This is a genomic window from Marivita sp. (assembly GCF_048006345.1).
In the GTDB taxonomy this organism is placed as follows: domain Bacteria; phylum Pseudomonadota; class Alphaproteobacteria; order Rhodobacterales; family Rhodobacteraceae; genus Marivita.
In genome coordinates, this window is sequence record NZ_CP180351.1 from 3130762 (window position 1) to 3150420 (window position 19659).

The window sequence follows — 19659 nt, forward strand, 5'->3', positions numbered from 1 at the left end:
GTCTATCGGAAATAGGACAGGCCCTTGTTACGTGCGGCATTCACCCAATTGGGCACAAACGGGACGATCTTGTCCTGCGTTGGCACCATCATTTCGATGAAGTTCGCGCCGGGATGCGCAAGAGCGGCCGCAAGCGCCGGTTCGATCTGGTCTTCCGACGTCACGCGGGTTGCCGAGAAGCCAAATCCTTCGGCAACCTTTACATAATCGACAGCGCCGAAATCGGTGGTCCACGGTGCATCGACGTCATCCAGAAGGATGGCTTCGCCCCGGATCCATCCATAGCTGTCATTGCGCATCAGGATCACGGTGATGTTCTTGCCGCTGCGCCGGATGGTTTCGAAGTCACCCAGAACAAAGGCCAAAGACCCATCGCCTGTCAGACAAATCACCGGACCGTCGCTGGCATAGGCCGCGCCAATGGCTGCAGGCACGGAATAGCCAAGCGCCCCCATGGAGTAGTTCGTCAGATAGCGTCGCCCGGCCTTGCGCACCGACATGAGGGCCGATGGATAGATCGCGGCAACACCCGGTTCGGCGGTGACGATCCCATCATCGGGCAACAGCCGATCCAGTGACTGAGCCAGCCGGACCGGCGACAAAGTGCCTTTCGGCATGGGGATATTGGCGTTGAACACCGCATCCAGCGCCGATTTCTTCAGTTCGGTCAAATCCACGCTTGGGCGATCAAGATCAGGATGCCCAAGGCGAAGCAGCTCCAGCAAGTATTCCAGTGTTGCGCGCGCATCGCCGACGAGCCCGACGGCAAGCGGGAAGTTATTTCCCATATGGGCTTCGGCGATGTCGAGTTGAATGAACGTCTTGGACTGTGGCGCGCCGTACAGCGTCCAGTGATTGGTGGAACTGGAATCCGTGTTTGACCCAATGAGAAAGATGGTATCGGCAGCACCGGCATAGTCGTTGGCATACCCCATGCCACCCCGCGCACCGATCACACGCAGCGACAGTGGGTGGGTCTCGGGGACCGTGCCTTTGCCGGGCGTTGTGGTTGCAACGGGGATTTGCAACAGCTCGGCGAGTTCGAGCACCGCAGCGCCAGCCCCGGAAATGAGCGCGCCCTGACCACACACGATCAACGGCTTTTCGGCAGCAAGGAGTAAGGCCATTGCCTGTCTGATCTTCGCATGATCCGCGACAGGGCGGTGGGCCGGGTAGTGCCGATACTCCGGCTCTGCATAAAGATCGGTGATCTCGGCCTCTTCGTGGAAGACATTGATCGGCACCCGAACATGCACCGGCGCAGGGCGTCCCGAGGTGGCGACCCGGAACGCGCGGCGCAGAAGGAAGGGGATATCTTGCACGCGTGTGAGGTAGAAGGATTCCTTGCAGATGCTCGAATAGAGCGCCGTCTGGTCAAGGCCCGTCAGACCGTGCTTCTTGTCCTGATTCACTGGAATGTCCGAGCTGAAGAAGATCACCGGAACCGACGACAAATACGCTTCGGCAATGCCGGGCGCGCAATGGGTGACGCCGGGACTGGGCGCTTCAAGAACGGCGGGGCGACCCGTGACCTTGGCATAGGCTTCGGCCGCGAAGGACGCGGTGCGTTCATCACGCGTCAGAACGAATTTGATCGGTGACGAGTTCTGCCACTCCTTGTACCAGCCGATGGTTGTTTCGCCCGGCAATCCGAACACACACCCGACCTCGTGCAGCTCCAGCATCCTGAGAATGACTTGCGCGCCGTTCATCCGTGTCATGCGCTTTCCTTCACTGTTTGAGGTTGTCCGCACCCACAAGGTCGCGGGGGCGAAGTGCTTTTCCAAGCAAAATGGGCGTCAGGTACATCGGGAATTGGTAACAGCCAATGAACAGCAGAACCCGGTCCATCACCTCGGGCGGCAGGGCGACAAGGAACAGCGCGATATTGCGGTTCCCTGCGATGATGCTTGTACCCGTGCGATCACGCGTTTCGTCTTCGACCGGGACAAAGCGATGCGCCAGAAGTTGCAGCCCGAAATTGATGACAAACGCGAAAGCCAGCCAAGACGCGAAATGCAGCGGTGACGCAAGCAATGCAGGACCGGCGGCGCTCATCAGGCCGATGACGACGACGGCCAGCAAAATGGCCGACCCACCATCAAGCGCGGTACGACCGGTCTCACTCATATCGCGCCAGAGGAACCACCGCAGGGCAAAGGCCGTTCCGACGGCACCAAACACCACGCCGATCAATCGGACCGTGCCAAGCAGAGCCTGCACTGGGGACTCTACAATTGGAGACAGCGTCAAAACCGCCAAAGCGGTGAGGGGGAACAGCGCTGTCCCGACCAGCATGATCCGCATGGCGACTGACGGGTCCTGCCCCATGAGGATTGTGAAGTTGGCGCTTCCCGTGACAGACGGTGCCGCCAAGACCAGAACAAGGGCCATGCCCCACGGCGTTGAGGCCATGCCCATGGCGGTCAAGACACCCAAAGCCAGAAGCGGCGCAATCAACTGGTAACCGATCACCGTACTAAGCGTGTGGCCGATGGCTTTTAGGCTGCCAATAGTGGCGCGTGGCCCGATGCGCAAAGCGGCCACGAACAGCAATGCGCTGACCAGTTCCGGCAGCCAGGGCCGCATCGTCTGTGCGACCCCGGGCAAGGCAAGCCCCGCCGCCAAACCGGCGACAAGGCTCCAGCGTCCGTGCCGGGCAGCGAAGGCGAGCGGGCTCACTATCTTTGTCGGATATTATCAGGCAGCCACGTTGCCAGTTCGGGGAAGGCGATCAAGACAAAGACCATCACGACCATGATGAGGAACATCGGGATCGCCGCCTTGGCGATGAAGTTCATCTCGTGGGTCGTCATGCCCTGAAGCACGAACAGGTTGAACCCGATGGGCGGCGTGATCTGTGCCATCTCGACAACCACCACGATGAAGATGCCGAACCAGATGATGTCGATGCCGGCATCCCGGATCATCGGCTCGACCACAGCCATGGTCAGAACTACCGAGGAGATGCCATCAAGGAACATGCCGAGTATGATGTAGAACACCAGCAGCGCCATCAGCAATTCGAAACGGCTGAGCTCCAGCGAGGCGATCAGGTCCGCCAATCCGCGCGGTAAGCCGGTGAACCCCATCGAAAGAGACAGGAACGCTGCACCCGCAAGGATCAGCGCAATCATGGCAGATGTGCGGACCGCACCCATAAGGCTCTCGGTGAAGGTACTCCAAGTCAACGAGCCTTGCGTGGCCGCCAGCACCATCGATCCAATGACACCAAAAGCCGCGGCCTCGGTCGCCGTGGCAAAGCCCAGATACATCGAGCCGATCACCACAAGGATCAGACAGATGACGGGGATCAGAAAGCGCGAGTTTTTGACTTTCTCGACAAAGCTCATGGGTTCTTCGGGGATCGGATTGAAGTCTTTGGACACGAAAGACATCACGGCCACATACGCCATGAACATCGATGCCAGCACCAAGCCCGGCAAAATGCCCGCCATAAACAGTTTGGTGATCGATTCATTGATCGTGACGCCGTAGACGATCAGCGTCAGGGACGGAGGGATCATCAAACCCAGCGTTGCAGCACCAGCCAGAGTGCCGATCACCATGTTTTCGGGATAGTTGCGTTTGCGCAGTTCCGGGATCGACATCTTGCCGACTGTGGTCAGCGTCGCGGCGGACGAGCCAGACACAGCCGCAAAGACCGTACACCCCACGATGTTGGTGTGCACCAGCCCACCTGGCAATCGCGCAAGCCAGGGCGACAGGCCACGGAACATGTCCTCGGACAATCGCGTTCGGTACAGGATCTCGCCCATCCAGATAAACAAAGGCAGCGCGGTCAGCGTCCACGACGACGACGCGCCCCAGACGCGGGTGATCATGGCATCGCCGGGTGGACGGGATGTAAACAACTCCATCCCGACAAAGGCGACGCCCATAAGCGCAAGCCCGACCCAGACACCGGAACCGAGCAGGAAGAACAGAACGAAGAGGAAGATGGCAATCGGGGCAAGCTGTTCCATGATGCGTTACTCCGCGTGGCTCTGTTCAATCAGATCAGATTTGATCCCGTGTTCGCCTTTGAAGAGCAGTTGAACCAGATGGTCCCAGAAAGCGATGGCCAACAGAATGGCGCCAACGGACATCGAGATCTGGGGAACCCAGATCGGGGTCTTATCCAGCCCTTGGCTGATCTCATTCCAGCGCCATGACACATACGTGCCTTTGACGGCGTACCAGGCAAAATAGGTTGCAATCAGCGTTCCCATACCGAAGCAAAAGGTCTCTCCCCAGCGTCGCTTTGACCCCAAAGCGCTCAGAACGAGGGATACCCGTATGTGCGCGCCATGGTTCAGAGCATAGGCAAAAGCGAAGAACGATGCGGCGGCCATGCAGTACCCGGCATAATCGGTTGCTCCGGGAAAAGTCACACCTGACCAACGCGCGAGCATCTGCAAGACAATGATGGCCAGAATGCCAACGAGGAAAAACGCAGCGATGATCCCACCTGCCAGATAGAGAAAGTCAAGAATACGTCTGAGCGCGCGCGCTGCCGCCATTGTCCCGGTCCTGTCTGTGAATGTTTTGAAATGGGCCGGGGCGACGTCTTGACGTAGACAATCGTCCCGGCCCGTTCAGTTATCGTCAGTTTCCGGCCTTATAGGCATCCACGATGGCTTTTCCGGCATCGCCAGCAACGGCCAGCCATTCGTCGGTCATGGTTGCACCGATGGCCTGAAGTTCGCCCACAAGGGTGTCACTTGCGGCCTCGACGGTCATGCCGCCTTCACGGAGTCCATTGAGGGTAAAGTCGGTGTAATCCTTCGAGCGCTGAAGCCCTTCTGCCTTTGCAGCGGCCGCGCAATCGTTCATCACGGCCTTGCTTGCGTCATCCAGATCATTCCACGCGTCCATGTTCACAAAGACTGCGTTGCGCGGCAGCCATGCATCCACGATGTAGAAATGGTTGAGATGTTCCCACACCTTGCGGTCGTAGCCCGTGGCACCCGAAGAGATCATCGAATCCGCCACGCCGGTTGCGAAAGCCTGGCTGATTTCGGCAGCTTCGATCTGAACCGGGATCATGCCTGTGAGTTCGGCCAACCGCGCGGTTGCGGTTGAATAGGACCGGAATTTGACCCCGTTCATATCTGCGACCGAATTGACCGGGTTACGGAAGTACAGACCCTGCGGCGGCCACGGCACCGAATAGAGGTAGTGCAGGTTATCTTCGGCCAGGACTTCAGCAACGGCTGGCCCTGCGATTTCCCAAAGCTTTTCGTGCTCGTCAAAAGACGACACGAGGAACGGGATGGAGTCCACGCCGTAGAGCGGGTTCTCATTCTCGTGGGCCGACAGAAGGCGTTCGCCGATATTGGCCTGACCAGTCTGGACGGCGCGCTTGATTTCGTTGCCCGGGAACAGCGAACCCGATGGGTGGGTTACAATCTCAAGATTGCCGCCGGTTCCATCGGTGACGCACTTGGCAAAATTCGCGCCGACTTCCGAGTGGAAGTTCGAAGCGGCATAGGCCATCGGCATATCCCACGTCTCGGCCATGACCGGAGCGGCCACGGTGGTCGCCAGCGCGACACCTGCGGTTAAGTTCATTAGCGTTTTCATTTTTTAGTCTCCCTGTGGTTTGGTTCGGTTTTCTTGATTTGATCCCGTCACGCAGAGAAGCGTGCGGGAGAATAGGGGCTCAGGTCAATGTTTGGCTTGGTCTTGGACATGAGTTGAGCCACGATTTTTCCAGTTCGGGGGCCGCCAGTCAGTCCGACGTGATCGTGCCCGAACGCAACGTAGGCACCGGCAAGCTTCGGAACCTCGCCAATCACCGGAATCGAATTTGCCATGGACGGGCGGTGGCCCATCCATTCGACAGTTTTCTTCCAGGTGATCCCCGGAATGGCGGCCCGGATGTTGCGTTCCAACAAGTTGAACGGGGCACGCGACGGTGGTGCGTCCAACCCTCCGAATTCAACGACTCCGGCAAGGCGCAAACGGCCTTCCATTGGGGTAGCAACGAATTTCCCCGAAGCCACCATGACCGGCGCGCGGGGCATCACAGATGGCTCCCAAAGCTCCAGATGGTATCCCCGTTCGCTTTCCAAGGGTGCATTCAGCCCAAGCTTGGAAGCAAGCTGTTTTGACCAAGCTCCGGTACACAGCGCGACAGCATCGCAGGCGATTGTTTCGCCACCCGCACGCACGCCAGTGACTTGGCCATTTTCCTGCGCGAAATCGGTCACCTCGGCGCGGATGAATCTCGCACCCTGCGCCTCTGCATGAGCGGCAAGTGCTTTGACATAGGCGCCCGGATCACGAATGCGACCATGATCGCCCACCCGCGCAGCAAGGCCGATGGTATGAGCAAAGATCGGATCGTATGCGCGAAACGCCTCGCCTTCGAGGATATCCCAAGCAAACCCGTGTTCCTTGCGCACCGACCAACCAAGGGCGTCGCCCTCGTAATGCGCGCGATCACAGTAAAGAAACAGATAGTCACTGGGCACGATCCACTTTTCGGCCCCGGTGCCAGCGGCAAGTGCTTGGTGGTCCGCAAGGCTGTCACCGATGATAGGGGCCAAAGCCGCTGCGCGCCGCCGCACCGCAGTTTCGTTGGTTGTCTTCAGGAACGACACCAGCCAAGGCATCAGCTTGGGCAAATACCCCCATTTCATGAACAGTGGCTGATCGGCACTGAACAGCATGCCTGGAGCCTTGCGCAAGAGGCCCGGAACCGCGACTGGAATGATGGAACAACTGGCAAGTACACCGCCATTGCCGTGGCTGGCGCCCGCTGCAGGACCGTCGCGGTCGATCAGAATAACCTTGTGACCGTCACGCTGGAGCCAAATGGCGGTCGACACGCCAACGATGCCGGCACCGATGATGGCGATGGTTTTGGCCTCGCTCATGCCGTGCGTCCCCTGCTGATGCAGTAGTGGTTGAGCTTGTCGAGATCAGGTCGGATGCCAAGTCCCGGCGCATCCGGCACTTGCACGTGACCACCATCGCAGGGAAACGGCGTCTCAAGAATATCCTCCGCCAGATAGTAGCGGGCCTGATAGAACTCGCATCCGAGGTCGATGGCCTGAGTGGCCGCGATCAGGTGCGTACCGGCAAGGTGTGCAATCCCTGCTTCGAACATGTCGCCGCCATAAGCGCCCAAACCATGGCTGGCCGCCATCGTGGCAACAGATTGCGCGCGCGCAAAACCTCCCGATTTCATCAGCTTGATCGACACCCCATCGCAAATGCCTTCGCGCAGGGCGCGTGACATGTCTTCAGGACCAAAAACGCTTTCGTCCGCCAAGAGAGGCACGTCGATGACCTTGCGGATTTTCGCCATGAGGTCGTAAAGCGGCGCGCGCACCGGCTGTTCGATGAAATCCGGCCGGAACGTCGCAACATCGCGGACACGCGCCAAGGCGTCCTCGGGGTCTAAGCCCTGATTATAGTCCACGCGCACTGCGAATTCGGGATAGTCCTGCGCCAGTATCTCAAGGCGCATCACGTCAAAAGCATGATCCCGGAAACCGGTCTTGAGCTTGACGATGCGAACGCCATCCTCGCGCAAACGATCCAGCAAAGCGCGGTCCTGCGCAAAGTCCGGGTTGGCCAGGGAGACCGAGAGCGGGATCGCATCGCGACACTTCCCACCGAGTAGCTGGTGAATTGGTTGTTTGGAAATGTGCCCGGCAAGATCCAGAAGAGCCGTATCAAGCGCTGCTTTTGCCTCGGTGCAATGCGCGACCGCCCGGTCGGCGTCGAGCATGATCTTTTCACGATCCCCAACTTTTCGACCCAAGACCAATGGCCGGATATACCGATCCAAAGCGGCATAGGTCGCTTCAGGGGATCCCGTGAACACCACCCAAGGAGACGCCTCTCCCCAACCGGTTTCACCGCCTTCCGAGGTCAGTCGCAGAACGACGACTTCACACGCGCCATCGACCCGCCCAATGCCATGATCTCGGGCCGAAACAACGGGCAGCGAAAGGTACCACAGGTCAAAGCCGGTGATTTTCTGATCGGCGTCGTTCATCCGCGTAAGTCCCCCATTCCAATGAGCGTGCCTTGAGGATTACATCATTTCAAATACAAAGATTTTGCGACTTCATAATTTTTCTTGATACACAGGGCGCATGTCTACACCGTTTCGCCAATTCCAAGCCTTCCACGCCATCATGGAGCGCGGCACCGTCACGGCAGCCGCTGAACACCTCGGAGTTTCACAACCCGCCATCAGCAACCTGCTGTCGCAACTGGAACGGCGCACCAAGTTCAAGCTGTTCGAACGCAGACGGGGCCGACTTGTCCCGACGCCCGAAGCGGCGGTGTTGTTTGAAGAGATTGATACGATTGTGCGGGGGCTCGACCATGTGAACCAAGCGGTGGCGGACCTGCAAAATCGCACTGCGGGTCAGCTACAGGTCGCAACCAACCATGCCTTGGCATTCGGCTTTATCCCCGCAGAAATCGCTGTGTTCTGCGAGAAACGACCGAACCTGACCCTTGCCGTTCAGTCTCAGTATTCCGGCAAGATACAGGAATGGGTCGCCGCAGGTCTGTATGAGATCGGGATCTGCGAACGCCCCATCCTGCACGAAGGCCTTGAAGAGCGTCGATTCACCTTTGAAACCCTCTGCGCCATTCCGGAAGGCGCGGGTCTGGCCGAGGATGCAACCGTGACACCGTCCGCATTGGACGACTACCCGTTCATCATCATGGGTGCAGATCACATGGTCACCCGCCGAACGCGCGAGGCCTTTCATTCGAACGGGGCACATTTCAGAGTGCGATGCCACACTGACCTGTTTCGAAATGCGCTTAACCTCGTAAAACAGGGGTTGGGGGCAGCAATGATCGACCCCTTTACACTCGCGAGCGACGACGGACAGGGATACGTGGTCCGGCGATTGGAGCCGACAGTTCATCTCGACATCGTCATCGTGACACGGCGCGATCGACCGATTTCGGTTGTCGGGCAGGAATTTCTTGATCAGATCATTCCCCAGATGGAGAAGATCGCAATAGACGTAACGCAGGACAGGATAGACGCATGAAGGCGCAAGGTGGCAAGGCGATTTACGGTGCGACCGTGGGCATTCTCATGCTTGAAGCGCGGTTTCCCCGCATCCCGGGTGACATGGGGAATGCAACAAGTTGGGACTTTCCCGTCCATTACAAGATCGTGCGCGGAGCATCTCCAGACAAGGTCGTGCGCAGGAATGCTGAAGGACTTTTGCAGGATTTCATCGCCGCCGCGCAGGAACTGGTCGCGGATGGTGTCGACGGGATCACGACGAATTGCGGATTTCTGTCGATTTTCCAGAAGGATATCGCAACAGCCGTCGGGGTGCCCGTCGCGACGTCCTCTCTGATGCAGACCGCGATGGTCAATGCCCTTCTTCCCCCCGGCAAGAAGGCCGGGATTCTGACAATCTCCGGAAGTTCTCTGACGCACGCCCACTTGAACGCAGCCGGAGTGCCACTCGATACACCAATCGGCACAACGGAAGGCGGCCGCGAATTCACCCGCGCCATTCTGGGAAACGAACCTGAGTTGGACGTCGCCGCGGCCGAAGCAGACAATGTCGATGCCGCCCGACAGCTCGTGGCAAGCAACCCGGATGTAGGAGCCTTGGTGCTCGAATGCACCAACATGGGACCCTACGCATCCGCGATCCGCGCTGCGACGGGATTGCCCGTTTTTTCCATTCTCAATTTTGTGTCGTGGTTCCAGGCTGGCTTGTCACCAAGGAAATTCTGAAAGGCGACAAGCGGCAACGACAAAAGAACCGCATCGGTGATGCGGTGTACGGCAGCCAAAAATGCACCGAAATTTGGTTGCGGAGGCTCGCAACTCACGATTTCTGCGGTTGGTGGAGAGCGTGGTTCCGCAGCTTGCGGCGTATTGCAGGACTGCATGGCCCACCAAGACAACGACCTTGCGCCGCTGCTGTCTGAGATTTCGATCCGGCGCGAGTACTGGCTGGTTTGGCACGAGAACCTGCAAGGATCGCCGAGATTGTGGGTGTTCAACGACTGGATCGACGACGAGGTGCGGCGCGATCGAGCAGTTTTTTCGGCATCTCTAGCTGGGCTGCATGCATCGGGCGATCCTAGCTTTCCCCCATTCGACCTCGTCGACTAAAACGCCGGAGCATTGCCGCAATTAGGTAGATAACCCACCACGGGAGAGCATAGAACAGCGCGGCCAGCCATCCCAGGAACGCCGCGAAAACAAGTGGCCCACTGTCCGAATAGGCTTGCTCCAAAAGGTCCGTGTCTGGCTTCTCCATACTCGACACCGTGCTTTGCAGCTCCTCGAAATGGGAAACAACCACGAGAAACCAGGCAAGCCAGCCTCCCACCGCTATCGCGATGACGATCTCCCACCAACTCGGTTTCTGCCGGATAAATTTCAACGCAAGAAGCAGGGGCGGCAGGCAAAGGAAGATTCCGAAGAAGAAATACGTCATTTTTGAACTTCGGAACTAGGGCATCGCTCGGAACTTCGGTGGATAGGCCGGAGCGGAGCTTCCTTGCAAGCGGATACACGCCGCGCGCGCAGGTCAGCCGGGAACGTATACGCGCTCTGCCTCGGGATCGACAGTTTCAAAGGGAAGACCCTCCAGTTCTGACCAGAAATCTTCGCCGACACATTCGTTTGCCCATCCCAAGGTCTGGCGCACGCGCTCCGGTTTGCTGACGCCGACAATCGTGGCCCCAATTCGTGGTTGGCGCATCGAAAACTGAAGCGCGACGGCGCCGGGGGCGACGTCGTACGCCGCACATGCCCCTTCGATCCGCTTCACGGGCGCCAATGCGGCATCGTCGACCTCCTGATAGGTAATGCGCTTGACCTTGTCGCTGCCCTTGGCAAAGACGCCACCCGCATAGGGGGCCGCGTTGAAAACCGTCATGCCTCTTTCGACTGCGCGCGCAAAGACGTCCTTTGCGGAGCGGTTGAGAAGCGTAAATCGATTGTGAACAAGGACAACATCGAAGGGCCAGTTCTCGATGAGGGGGGTAAGGACATCCGTGCGCCCCATCGCGATGCCCGCGGCCTGAACGAGGCCCTCGTCCTTCAGCTTGAACAGCGTGTCGAGAGCCCCCCCCTTGCGGGTGATCTCGTCGAGATCGCGGGCGTGCTCGGGATCGTGCAGATGCAGGATCTGAAATCGGTCGATCCCTAACGCTTCAAGGCTTTCTTCTGCGGACTCGCGAACCCGTGCTCCATCAAAGCGACCGGTCTCCATGTCGCGGTCCAGCTTGGTCGAGATCACGAAGCCTTCGGGGATGCCGCCGCGCTCGCGGATGACCTTGCCGATCCGTTCCTCGGCCCGCCCGAACCCATAATTCCGCGACGTGTCGATCAGGTTGACCGGCCCGTCAAAGACTTCGCGGATCGTTGCATAGGCGGTTTCGTCATCTACACCGTAGCCGTAGGTGTCGGGCATCCCGCCCAAGGCTGCCGTGCCGAAGCCGATGGGTGTTACGGAAAGGCCGGTGTTTCCGATGGGTCGCTTTTCCATATCTTCCTCCCGCAAGAGCAAGCGCCGCCCGTTGCCGGGCAGCGGCATTTCAACCCGATCAGGTTCGTGTCTTGACCCCGCCCGAGCGGCGGCTGGCCACGGTGGTCAGGATCGCGGCGATGATGATGACCGCACCCGTCGAGGCCTGGACATAGAACGACGGCACCTGTGCCAGTGTCAGCAGGTTGTTGATCACACCGATCAGCAATACGCCCGAGACAACACCCACGATCGTTCCGCGCCCGCCGCCGAGGCTGACCCCGCCGATCACTGCTGCGGCAAAGGCTGAGAAGATGATGCCCTGGCCTTGCGTTGTGACCGCCGAGTCGAGGCGACCCGTCAGCAGGATACCGGCAAGACCGGCCAAAAGCCCCGCGAAAAAGAAGGCGGACCAGATCATGCGATCCACGTTAATTCCGGCGGCCCGCGCCGCGTCTTCATTGCCACCGATGGCATACAGTGCACGGCCATAACGGTGATATTTGAGAACAAGCCCCACAACCGTCGCAACGATCAGGAAAACGAAGACTGCCATGGGAATTCCTGCAATCTGGGCGGACCCAAGCCATGTCAGAGACTCGCCTGGCGAATAGATCGACCGCCCGTTCGAGATGATCAGGATACCGCCACGCAAAAGGACCAAAAGTCCGAGCGTCGAGATGAACGGATTGAGCCCTACTTTTACCACGAGGAACCCGTTGAACAGTCCGATCAGACCGGCGCAACCGAGCGCCACGATCAAGCCCATCCATTGCGGCAGCTCGACGCCAAAACCGCCAGCGGCTGCAGGCACAAGCATCACAGCAGCCAGCATTGGCGCAAAACCAACGACACCTTCGAGCGACAGGTCCAGACGTCCGATCAGCAGTACGAACGTGAGGCCGATTGTTGTGAGGCCCAGAACGCTCACCTGTTCCAGAATGTTGACGATGTTGATGAAGGACAGGAAACGCGGCGCGATGAATGCACCCACAATGATCAGCAGTAGAAGGACGGGATACATCGTCCAACCGCCAGCAACAAAACCATGCCCGAAACGTGCCAGCGCCGATTGCCCATTTGCAGCCATCTTCTTCCCCCCATGCCCCGAGGGCACCTCTACTTCCATGGTCATGTTGCGCCCTCCATATGCAATACAAGATCTTCCATGCGGTAGTCGCCGACCATTTCGTCCACGATCCGGTCCTCGAATACGATCACCACACGGTTTGCGAGTTGCGAGATTTCGTCTTCTTCGTCCGAGACGACGATCACCCCGAGCCCCTTGCTGGCGAGATCGCGCAGAAGGGCGTAAAGCTGCTCCTTGGCGCCCACGTCGACGCCGCGGGTTGGGCTGAGCGCCACGATGATCTGGGGGTCGCGACAGAGCGCGCGGGCAAAGACCACCTTCTGCTGGTTGCCGCCCGAAAGCTGGCTCACCGCCTGATTGAGCGAGGACGCGATCACGTCGGTCTGTCGGGTCAACCGGCTGACGAGGCCGTCCTCCTTCGCCTTGGAAATGAAGCCGAACCTGTCCGACAGAACTTCGAGACCGCCAAGTGCCACGTTCTCGCGAACCCCCAGCATCCCCACGTAACCGCTTGCGTGCCGGTCGGTCGGGACGTAGCCGATGGTTGGCAGTGTGCCATTCGGGCCGCTCACCTCTCCGCTTGCAGGCGTTTGTTGGCCCGCGAGCACCATCGCAAGGTCTTCCTTGCCACTGCCTACCGGGCCCGCCAGCGCAATGATTTCGCCAGGCCGCACGTCAACGTCGATCTTAGGGCCCTCGGTTTTCAGCTGAACCTGCCGCGCGGACAAAAGCGGTGCCGCGTTGCAGAATGTGTGATCCTCTCGTGCGCTCCGGGTCGTCTTTTCGCCCATCATCAGGTTGGCGAGTGTTTCCGTATCCAGCCCTTCGACCGAAGCCCGGGCCTTCACCACCTGACCGTCGCGCAAGATTGTCACGGTGTCGGCGATCTCGAAAATCTCGTCGAGGTGATGCGAGATATAAACAAAGGACACGCCGGCGGCCTTCAGACGCTTCACCTGACCGAACAGCACTCGTTTCTCGGCATTGCTGAGTGCGGCTGTAGGTTCGTCGAGGATGATCACCGGAACGCCACGGCTGAGTGCCTTCATGATTTCCAGAAGCTGCCGCTGACCGGCCCCTAGCTCTCCGACAAGGTCGCCGGGCGCAATGTCCATGTTCCAGTCGCGCATGAGTTTCTCGGTCTTCTCGATCATGCGCTTGTGGCTGACCAGGCCCCATCGGTTGCGGACCTGGTCGTTTTCGAGAAAGAGGTTTTCAGCCACTGGCAGCAGGTCGAACATCTGGGGCGTCTGCTGCACATGGGCGATGTCGTCCCTAATTCGCGCCGCATAGCTGCTGCCATCGGCGCGGAATTCTGTTGCAGCGATGCGGATCGTGCCGGTGTCTGCGGGCGTAACGCCGCTCATCGCCGAAACGAGCGTGCTTTTGCCCGCACCGTTGCGACCGAGAAGGGCGTGAATTTCGCCCTCCTCCAGCGTGAAGTCCACTTCGCGAAGCGCACGCGTGGAGCCGAAGGTCTTCGAGATGCCCCGCATCTCGACGATGGGTCTGATCTGTTCCATGGCCTTCGCCTCCACGCGGTTCGTTTACATGCCGATCTTGTTGGCCCAGAGATCGTCCGAGTCGACGTTCTCGGACGTCACCAGCGTGGCATTAAGCTGGTATTGCGGACCGACCGGGGTTTCGATGACGCGCCCGTCATCCTTGGGACCCAGTTCGATCGTGCCGCCACCCATGACCAGTTCGATCAGTTCCGCCGTCTTGGTCGCATACGCGCTGAGCGGCTGCGACACGGTGGCATCAAGCGCACCTTCACGGATCAACTGAAGACCTTGCGGCGTGCCATCGATGGCGATGCGGATGACGCTTTCGGGATCACCCACCGGCGCTCCGCGGCCTGCGCGGGCCAGCTGCGCGTTCACCGCCGTTGCCATCAGTTCTGAGGCCATGAACACGCCGTCGAGGTCCGGGTTCTGGGTCAGCACGTTCTGGGTCGCATCCGCGGCCATGTCGGCGGTCCATTCGGTCGGACGCTGGATGATGGTGACATCCGGTGCGAGCTCAGCCAACTTATCGGCAAAGCCGTTCGACCGGTCGAGGCCGTTCGGCGTGGTCAGCCCGCCCTGCAATTCGAGGACAGTGCAGGCTTTCGCGGTCCAGCAGGCGTCGCTCTGAAGACGGCGCGCCATCTCTTCGGCACCCTGCGCGCCGGCGTTGACGTTGTCGGCGCGGACCGTTGCGGTCACGTTCCCGCCTGCAGGGCTGTCATCGATCGAGAAGACCAGCGCTCCAGCGTCATTGGCCCGCTTGACCGCCGGAACGATGCCGGCTGCGTCGATGGGTGCGAAGACGACAACGTTTGCACCATTCGCGATCAGGTTCTGCAACGCGTCCACTTGCGCGGCGATGTCGCCATTGGGATCGGGCGCGCCGACGAGTTCGAAGCCCTTCGCTTCGAACGCTGCCTTGGACAAGTCCAGCATCAGCGTCTGGAAATCATCCTTCAGGAATTTCGGGGTGAACCCGACGCGAACATCCTCTGCAAAGGCCGTTCCTGCTGCAAGGCCGATGGCGCCTGCAAGTGCTGTGGTCGTGAAGTAGTTCATGGTCTCTCTCCTCCAGTGTTGTTGCCCCGGCACTCCCGAACCAAGGCGGGTCTATCAGCTGTCTCTTTTCAAAGCTTGTTGCAACTCGGCAGGTTTGTCAACAAAAATTGCATCTATCTCAATAATGCAATTTACGTTGATTTTTGACCTGGGCGCAATCATGCGGAAAACCGAATTTCACTTGCATTTACAACGAGTTCCGGCTTTAGTCGGCCATCAAAGAAATCGAGGATATTCTGCGCCGAAACCACGGCCATCCGTTCCGCACATTCCGCCGTCATGCTGGCCGAGTGCGGCGTAAGCGTTGCTGTCGGACAGGTGGTCAAGCGGTTGGCGATGGTTGGCGGTTCGTCGACAAAGACATCCAGGCCCGCACCGTGAATACGGCCTGCGGCCAAGGCATCCGCAAGCGCGACTTCGTCGACACTGCCGCCCCGCGCCGTATTGACGATGACAGCCGTGGACTTCATCAGGCCAAGCTCACGTCGTCCGATCAGCGGCTGATCGGTGCGGGGAACATGGACCGAAACAAGATCGGCACGTGCCAGCGCGGCGTCCAGATCGTCGACGACAGAGACACCAAGCGGTGCCGCCTGCGACATGTAGGGATCATAGGCGATGACCTCGATATCAAAGCCGCGCGCCATGCGCGACAGATGCCGCCCGATCCGCCCGAGACCGATGATCAGCAACGTCTTTCCCGCAACTTCGCGCGCCGACAGGCTGTTTCGGAACCCCCAGTCGCCACCCGGACGCGTCGCGCCATCGTATTTGATCAAGCGCCGGCTGGCCGATAGCAATAGGAGCATGGCGTGCTCGGCAACTGTCTGGGCGTTCACATCGCCTACGATAGCAAGCGGAATACCCCGGGAATTCAGCGCCCCCACGTCGACCGCATCGAACCCCACCCCATGACGCGAGACCATGGCGAGCTTGCGGCTCTTGGCGATGGCAGCGGCTTCGTAAGGTTGGGTTCTCAACAGGACTGCCGTCGCATCGGCGAGATAGGGCTCCATCGACGCAGCACTGATTTCCTCGACATAGTCGATCTCGAAATCAGAGCGTGACTGCAGGAGCGCGAGCCCGCTGTCGTGCAATTTTCCGGCCACCAGGACACGTGCCATCTCAATACCCCGCTTGTTGAAATTGTTCGGGCTCCGCCGTCTGATCGTTCACCAGTTTCCGTGCCTGCTTGACAGTGCGCGAGGCCTCAGTCGCCAGCAGCCGGACGTCATTCGACAAGGTCACCATGTCGAAGCCCCAATTCATCGCCTTCGCAGCGTAGTCAGCCGTCCCGCAATGCAGCGCGGCGCGGATGCCGGCTACCTTGGCCGCATCCCGAATCCGATGGATCGCCGCGACCATCTCAGGCTCGGTCCGGTCGAAGCCGGGCGCCAGAGCGCCTTCCGACAGGCCAAGCGTGAGGTCAGCAGGCCCGATGTAGACCCCATCGAGGCCGGGCGTGCGCACGATCTCATCGAGGTTAGCCATGGCTTCCGCCGTCTCGATCATCGCGAAGGCCAGCATTTCTCCGTTGGCCTCAGCCGCATAGCCTTCTCCCGCCGAAAAGTTCGCCCGCGTCGGGCCGAAGCTCCGCGTGCCAAGAGGCGGATAGCGCATGTAGCTGACCAGCCTCTCCGCATCCGAGCGGGTGTTCACCATCGGGCAGATGATCCCGTAGGCCCCGGCATCGAGTGCCTTCATGATCGCGCCCGGATCAAGCCAAGGCACACGGACCATGGGAACAACACCCGAGGCCCGCATCGCCTGAAGCATCCCAAGCGCGCCTTCGTAGCTCACAGCGCCGTGCTGCATGTCGATCGTGACGCTGTCATAGCCTTGCGCAGCCATGATTTCGGCCACGAATGGGGAGTTAATCGAGAGCCAGCCGTTGATCGTCGGCTCTCCCGTGCCCCACGTCGCCTTGAGTTTGTTCTTGATCATGAGGTGTGCCTTCAGAAAACGGATTGTATGAGTTTCGTATCGAGATATTCGGCGATCCCCTCGGACCCGCCTTCCCGCCCGAGGCCCGAGAATTTGGTGCCACCGAAAGGTGCCTCAGCGGCCGCCAGTGCAAAGCTGTTGATACCCACCATTCCAGCTTTCAGCGCTGCCGACACCCGCCGTGCGCGCGCCGCATCTTTGGTGAAGGCATAGGCCGAAAGCCCCATGTCACAGGCATTGGCGCGGGTGAGTGCTTCATCTTCGTCGTCAAAAGACGTGATTGCGGCGATTGGGCCGAAATTCTCTTCGTCCATGACGGCCATCTCGTCGCGTACATTCGTCAGAACCGTGGGGGCAAAGAAGAACCCCTGCTCCCCAACCACCGTGCCCCCGGTCACGACCTCGGCACCACCTGCAAGGGCATCGGCAACGGCAAAGGCGATCTCGTCGCGGCGTTTCTTGTTGATGAGCGGGCCCATCCCGGTTGATTCTTCAAGGCCGTCACCGAGTTGCAGTGCGGCCGCGCGTTTGGCGAAACCATCAACAAAGGCATCGTGCAGTGACGCATGGACATAGAAGCGGTCGGGCGTGACGCAGACCTGGCCTGCGTTGGCGAATTTGGTGGCGACCGCAACGTCGAGCGTCGCCTCGAGATCGCAATCCTCGAAGGCGATCAAAGGTGCGTTGCCGCCCAGTTCCATCGACACTTTCTTGACCGTGGCAGCGGCGTCCCGGATCATCTGTTGGCCAACATGGGTCGAGCCGGTCAGCGAGACCTTGCGCACCGCCTTGGAGGCCATCAGGGGTCCGTAGGTGGAGGAGATCGGGCCGACAACCAGCGCAACAGCCCCTTCCGGCAGCTCTCCCGCCCGCACACAATCCACCAACACCATCGCGACACCCGGCGTTTGCGACGAAGGTCGGCAGATCACCGGGCAGCCCGCGGCCAGTGCAGGCGCGACCTTACGCGCGACCAAGGCTGCCGGGAAATTCCAGGCGGTGAAGGCTGCGACGACGCCGACAGGTTCATGGGTCACATGGAACTCGCCACCCGGCACCCGTGATGGAACGATCCGTCCGGTCAGGCGGCGCGCCTCTTCGGCGTACCAGCGGAACTGTTCGACGGCGAGCGTCCATTCCCGACGCGCTTGAGCGATCGGCTTACCCGTCTCGACTGAGATCATCGTTGCCGCATCGTTTTCCCGCCGGGTCATTTCGTCGGCTATGCGGTGCAGGCGGTTCGCGCGCTCCCAGCCGCCCAGGGAGGACAGCTTCGGGAGTGCGCCTTCAGCGGCAGCAATGGCCGCTTCGGTATCTGCAACAGTTGCGGAGCGGTATGCGCCAACTGGACGTTCGGTCACCGGGCTTATCACCGGTGTGTCGCCCCCGGTTCCGCCGATCCAAATGCCAGCGATGAAATTGCCGAATGGTTCGTAAAGCGACATCACACGATCTCCGAGACTTGTACCAGCCGACCCTCGGCCAGTGACTTGTAAGCGGCTTCCGCCAGGATCAGCGCCTGACGCCCGTCTTCGAAACCGACCTCGGGCGCTGTGCCGTTTTCGACCGCGTCGACGAAGTAGTCGATCTGGGCATTGAAGGCCTCGCTGTAGCGTTCGAGGAAGAAGAACTGGTACGGCGCGGAGACCTCTGTCGTAGTTGCGGAATAGGTCCGCATCTCGTGCGGTTTGCGGTTGTCCGAGAGCGCCATCCCCTTGGAGCCCATCAGCTCAACGCGCTGATCGTAACCGTAAACAGCGGTGCGCGAGTTGTTGATGTGGCACTGCTTTCCACCTTCGGTGCGCATGATGATCATGGCACTGTCGATCTCGTTCAGCTCTGCACCGAGTTCAGGGTCGATCAGGGCCCCTGCGACGGCGAAAACCTCTTTCACTGGATCCTCTCCCAGCATGAAGCGCGCCAGATCGAAGTCGTGGATCGTCATGTCGCGCAGAAGGCCGCCTGCGGCTTCGAGGTAGGCGCGCGGAGGAATGGCCGGATCACGCGACGTGATGATGACCTGGTGCAGGTCACCAATCGCGCCAGCCCGCATCGCGTCGCGTGCAGCCCGGTGGCCGGGGTCGAAGCGACGGTTGAAGCCGAGCTGGATCGGAACGTTGGTCCCAGCGATCTTTTTGGCGCAGGCGTTGACGCGGTCGAGGTCGAGGTCGATTGGCTTCTCGCAAATTGCGGCTTTGCCGGAAGCAACGGCCATTTCAATGTAGTCTGCATGCGTGGGCGTCGCCGTTGCGATAAGGACCGCATCCACGTCCTTCGACGCAAAAACCTCCTCTGCCGAAGTTGCGACCCTTGTCCCCTCGCGCGAAGCCACGACCTCAGCTGACGCGACGTGCACATCATATACCATCGCAAGCTCGGTGCGTGCGTGCCGTGCGACATTCGCCGCGTGCATCTGCCCGATTCTCCCGCATCCAAGGACCGCAATTCGCAACATTTATCGACCTCCCGTGGTGTTCTGCAATTTTTGTAGCAGCACCGCAATAAATGTTGCAAGCAATTTTTTTCGCAATTATACGTTTTTAAAATGACGTCGAGTTCAGGGAGGTTC

19 protein-coding genes are annotated in these 19659 nt (G+C 59.8%); 3 read left to right on the top strand and 16 right to left on the bottom strand.

Features of this window, described 5'->3' with window-relative positions; genetic code table 11:
- Positions 1-2: 2 nt before the first annotated feature.
- The 7 genes from ACMVPR_RS15330 to ACMVPR_RS15360 form a co-directional block, all read right to left on the bottom strand.
- Positions 3-1721: a thiamine pyrophosphate-binding protein gene (locus tag ACMVPR_RS15330; protein WP_416883581.1), complete on the bottom strand. Its 1719-nt coding sequence runs from the start codon at positions 1719-1721 to the stop codon at positions 3-5.
- A gap of 10 nt (positions 1722-1731) precedes the next feature.
- The gene (locus ACMVPR_RS15335; RefSeq protein ID WP_416883582.1) at positions 1732-2682 is read right to left on the bottom strand and encodes a hypothetical protein; all 951 of its coding nucleotides are present in this window, start codon (positions 2680-2682) and stop codon (positions 1732-1734) included.
- Entirely contained in the window at positions 2682-3986 is a 1305-nt protein-coding gene (locus ACMVPR_RS15340; RefSeq protein WP_292265130.1) for a TRAP transporter large permease, read from the bottom strand. Before ACMVPR_RS15340 ends, ACMVPR_RS15335 begins: the two co-directional genes overlap by 1 nt.
- 6 nt (positions 3987-3992) lie before the next feature.
- Positions 3993-4523 carry a TRAP transporter small permease gene (locus ACMVPR_RS15345; RefSeq protein ID WP_416883583.1) on the bottom strand — a complete coding sequence of 177 codons (531 nt, stop codon included), beginning with the start codon at positions 4521-4523 and terminating at the stop codon, positions 3993-3995.
- Positions 4524-4608: 85 nt separating this feature from the next.
- Positions 4609-5586, bottom strand: a complete 978-nt coding sequence (locus ACMVPR_RS15350; protein ID WP_416883584.1) for a TRAP transporter substrate-binding protein — start codon at positions 5584-5586, stop codon at positions 4609-4611.
- 47 nt (positions 5587-5633) lie between these two features.
- Complete coding sequence (locus tag ACMVPR_RS15355) at positions 5634-6884, bottom strand: NAD(P)/FAD-dependent oxidoreductase (RefSeq protein WP_416883585.1); 1251 nt, start codon at positions 6882-6884, stop codon at positions 5634-5636.
- Positions 6881-8014 (bottom strand): enolase C-terminal domain-like protein, encoded by a 1134-nt coding sequence (locus tag ACMVPR_RS15360; RefSeq protein ID WP_416883586.1) that lies wholly within the window; start codon positions 8012-8014, stop codon positions 6881-6883. Before ACMVPR_RS15360 ends, ACMVPR_RS15355 begins: the two co-directional genes overlap by 4 nt.
- A gap of 100 nt (positions 8015-8114) precedes the next feature.
- Here ACMVPR_RS15360 and ACMVPR_RS15365 point away from each other — a divergent pair, with 100 nt between their 5' ends.
- The 3 genes from ACMVPR_RS15365 (at position 8115) to ACMVPR_RS15375 (ending at position 10126) form a co-directional block, all read left to right on the top strand.
- Positions 8115-9035, top strand: coding sequence for a LysR family transcriptional regulator (locus ACMVPR_RS15365; protein WP_300586789.1), 921 nt, complete (start codon positions 8115-8117; stop codon positions 9033-9035).
- Positions 9032-9742 carry an aspartate/glutamate racemase family protein gene (locus tag ACMVPR_RS15370; RefSeq protein ID WP_416883587.1) on the top strand — a complete coding sequence of 237 codons (711 nt, stop codon included), beginning with the start codon at positions 9032-9034 and terminating at the stop codon, positions 9740-9742. The genes ACMVPR_RS15365 and ACMVPR_RS15370 overlap by 4 nt, the downstream gene beginning before the upstream one ends.
- A 156-nt stretch (positions 9743-9898) precedes the next feature.
- A complete protein-coding gene (locus ACMVPR_RS15375; protein ID WP_416883588.1) occupies positions 9899-10126 on the top strand; it encodes a hypothetical protein in 228 nt (75 codons plus the stop codon).
- Here the strand turns inward: ACMVPR_RS15375 and ACMVPR_RS15380 are convergent.
- The 9 genes from ACMVPR_RS15380 to iolG form a co-directional block, all read right to left on the bottom strand.
- Positions 10095-10454, bottom strand: a complete 360-nt coding sequence (locus tag ACMVPR_RS15380) for a hypothetical protein (protein WP_416883589.1) — start codon at positions 10452-10454, stop codon at positions 10095-10097. The genes ACMVPR_RS15375 and ACMVPR_RS15380 overlap by 32 nt on opposite strands.
- 93 nt (positions 10455-10547) lie before the next feature.
- A complete protein-coding gene (locus ACMVPR_RS15385; RefSeq protein WP_416883590.1) occupies positions 10548-11510 on the bottom strand; it encodes an aldo/keto reductase in 963 nt (320 codons plus the stop codon).
- Between the two features lie 58 nt (positions 11511-11568).
- Complete coding sequence (locus ACMVPR_RS15390) at positions 11569-12624, bottom strand: ABC transporter permease (protein ID WP_300586796.1); 1056 nt, start codon at positions 12622-12624, stop codon at positions 11569-11571.
- The gene (locus tag ACMVPR_RS15395) at positions 12621-14102 is read right to left on the bottom strand and encodes a sugar ABC transporter ATP-binding protein (RefSeq protein ID WP_416883591.1); all 1482 of its coding nucleotides are present in this window, start codon (positions 14100-14102) and stop codon (positions 12621-12623) included. Before ACMVPR_RS15395 ends, ACMVPR_RS15390 begins: the two co-directional genes overlap by 4 nt.
- Positions 14103-14126: 24 nt before the next feature.
- Positions 14127-15146, bottom strand: a complete 1020-nt coding sequence (locus ACMVPR_RS15400) for a sugar ABC transporter substrate-binding protein (RefSeq protein WP_416883592.1) — start codon at positions 15144-15146, stop codon at positions 14127-14129.
- 158 nt (positions 15147-15304) lie between these two features.
- Positions 15305-16270 (bottom strand): NAD(P)-dependent oxidoreductase, encoded by a 966-nt coding sequence (locus ACMVPR_RS15405; RefSeq protein ID WP_416883593.1) that lies wholly within the window; start codon positions 16268-16270, stop codon positions 15305-15307.
- Between the two features lies 1 nt (position 16271).
- Positions 16272-17090 carry an HpcH/HpaI aldolase family protein gene (locus tag ACMVPR_RS15410; protein ID WP_416883594.1) on the bottom strand — a complete coding sequence of 273 codons (819 nt, stop codon included), beginning with the start codon at positions 17088-17090 and terminating at the stop codon, positions 16272-16274.
- Between the two features lie 11 nt (positions 17091-17101).
- A complete protein-coding gene (locus ACMVPR_RS15415; RefSeq protein WP_416883595.1) occupies positions 17102-18535 on the bottom strand; it encodes an NAD-dependent succinate-semialdehyde dehydrogenase in 1434 nt (477 codons plus the stop codon).
- Positions 18535-19545, bottom strand: a complete 1011-nt coding sequence (gene iolG, locus ACMVPR_RS15420) for an inositol 2-dehydrogenase (protein ID WP_416883596.1) — start codon at positions 19543-19545, stop codon at positions 18535-18537. Before iolG ends, ACMVPR_RS15415 begins: the two co-directional genes overlap by 1 nt.
- Positions 19546-19659: the final 114 nt, after the last annotated feature.

What these genes read in the sequence shown, in the direction of transcription:
- ACMVPR_RS15365 (WP_300586789.1), top strand. Translation starts at nt 8,115, where the DNA reads ATGTCTACACCGTTTCGCCAATTCCAAGCCTTCCACGCCATCATGGAG.
- ACMVPR_RS15375 (WP_416883588.1), top strand. Translation starts at nt 9,899, where the DNA reads ATGGCCCACCAAGACAACGACCTTGCGCCGCTGCTGTCTGAGATTTCG.
- ACMVPR_RS15355 (WP_416883585.1), bottom strand. Translation starts at nt 6,884, where the DNA reads ATGAGCGAGGCCAAAACCATCGCCATCATCGGTGCCGGCATCGTTGGC.
- ACMVPR_RS15400 (WP_416883592.1), bottom strand. Translation starts at nt 15,146, where the DNA reads ATGAACTACTTCACGACCACAGCACTTGCAGGCGCCATCGGCCTTGCA.
- ACMVPR_RS15340 (WP_292265130.1), bottom strand. Translation starts at nt 3,986, where the DNA reads ATGGAACAGCTTGCCCCGATTGCCATCTTCCTCTTCGTTCTGTTCTTC.
- ACMVPR_RS15410 (WP_416883594.1), bottom strand. Translation starts at nt 17,090, where the DNA reads ATGATCAAGAACAAACTCAAGGCGACGTGGGGCACGGGAGAGCCGACG.
- ACMVPR_RS15405 (WP_416883593.1), bottom strand. Translation starts at nt 16,270, where the DNA reads ATGGCACGTGTCCTGGTGGCCGGAAAATTGCACGACAGCGGGCTCGCG.
- ACMVPR_RS15380 (WP_416883589.1), bottom strand. Translation starts at nt 10,454, where the DNA reads ATGACGTATTTCTTCTTCGGAATCTTCCTTTGCCTGCCGCCCCTGCTT.
- ACMVPR_RS15395 (WP_416883591.1), bottom strand. Translation starts at nt 14,102, where the DNA reads ATGGAACAGATCAGACCCATCGTCGAGATGCGGGGCATCTCGAAGACC.
- ACMVPR_RS15385 (WP_416883590.1), bottom strand. Translation starts at nt 11,510, where the DNA reads ATGGAAAAGCGACCCATCGGAAACACCGGCCTTTCCGTAACACCCATC.
- ACMVPR_RS15370 (WP_416883587.1), top strand. Translation starts at nt 9,032, where the DNA reads ATGAAGGCGCAAGGTGGCAAGGCGATTTACGGTGCGACCGTGGGCATT.
- ACMVPR_RS15330 (WP_416883581.1), bottom strand. Translation starts at nt 1,721, where the DNA reads ATGACACGGATGAACGGCGCGCAAGTCATTCTCAGGATGCTGGAGCTG.
- ACMVPR_RS15345 (WP_416883583.1), bottom strand. Translation starts at nt 4,523, where the DNA reads ATGGCGGCAGCGCGCGCGCTCAGACGTATTCTTGACTTTCTCTATCTG.
- ACMVPR_RS15360 (WP_416883586.1), bottom strand. Translation starts at nt 8,014, where the DNA reads ATGAACGACGCCGATCAGAAAATCACCGGCTTTGACCTGTGGTACCTT.
- iolG (WP_416883596.1), bottom strand. Translation starts at nt 19,545, where the DNA reads ATGTTGCGAATTGCGGTCCTTGGATGCGGGAGAATCGGGCAGATGCAC.
- ACMVPR_RS15390 (WP_300586796.1), bottom strand. Translation starts at nt 12,624, where the DNA reads ATGACCATGGAAGTAGAGGTGCCCTCGGGGCATGGGGGGAAGAAGATG.
- ACMVPR_RS15415 (WP_416883595.1), bottom strand. Translation starts at nt 18,535, where the DNA reads ATGTCGCTTTACGAACCATTCGGCAATTTCATCGCTGGCATTTGGATC.
- ACMVPR_RS15350 (WP_416883584.1), bottom strand. Translation starts at nt 5,586, where the DNA reads ATGAAAACGCTAATGAACTTAACCGCAGGTGTCGCGCTGGCGACCACC.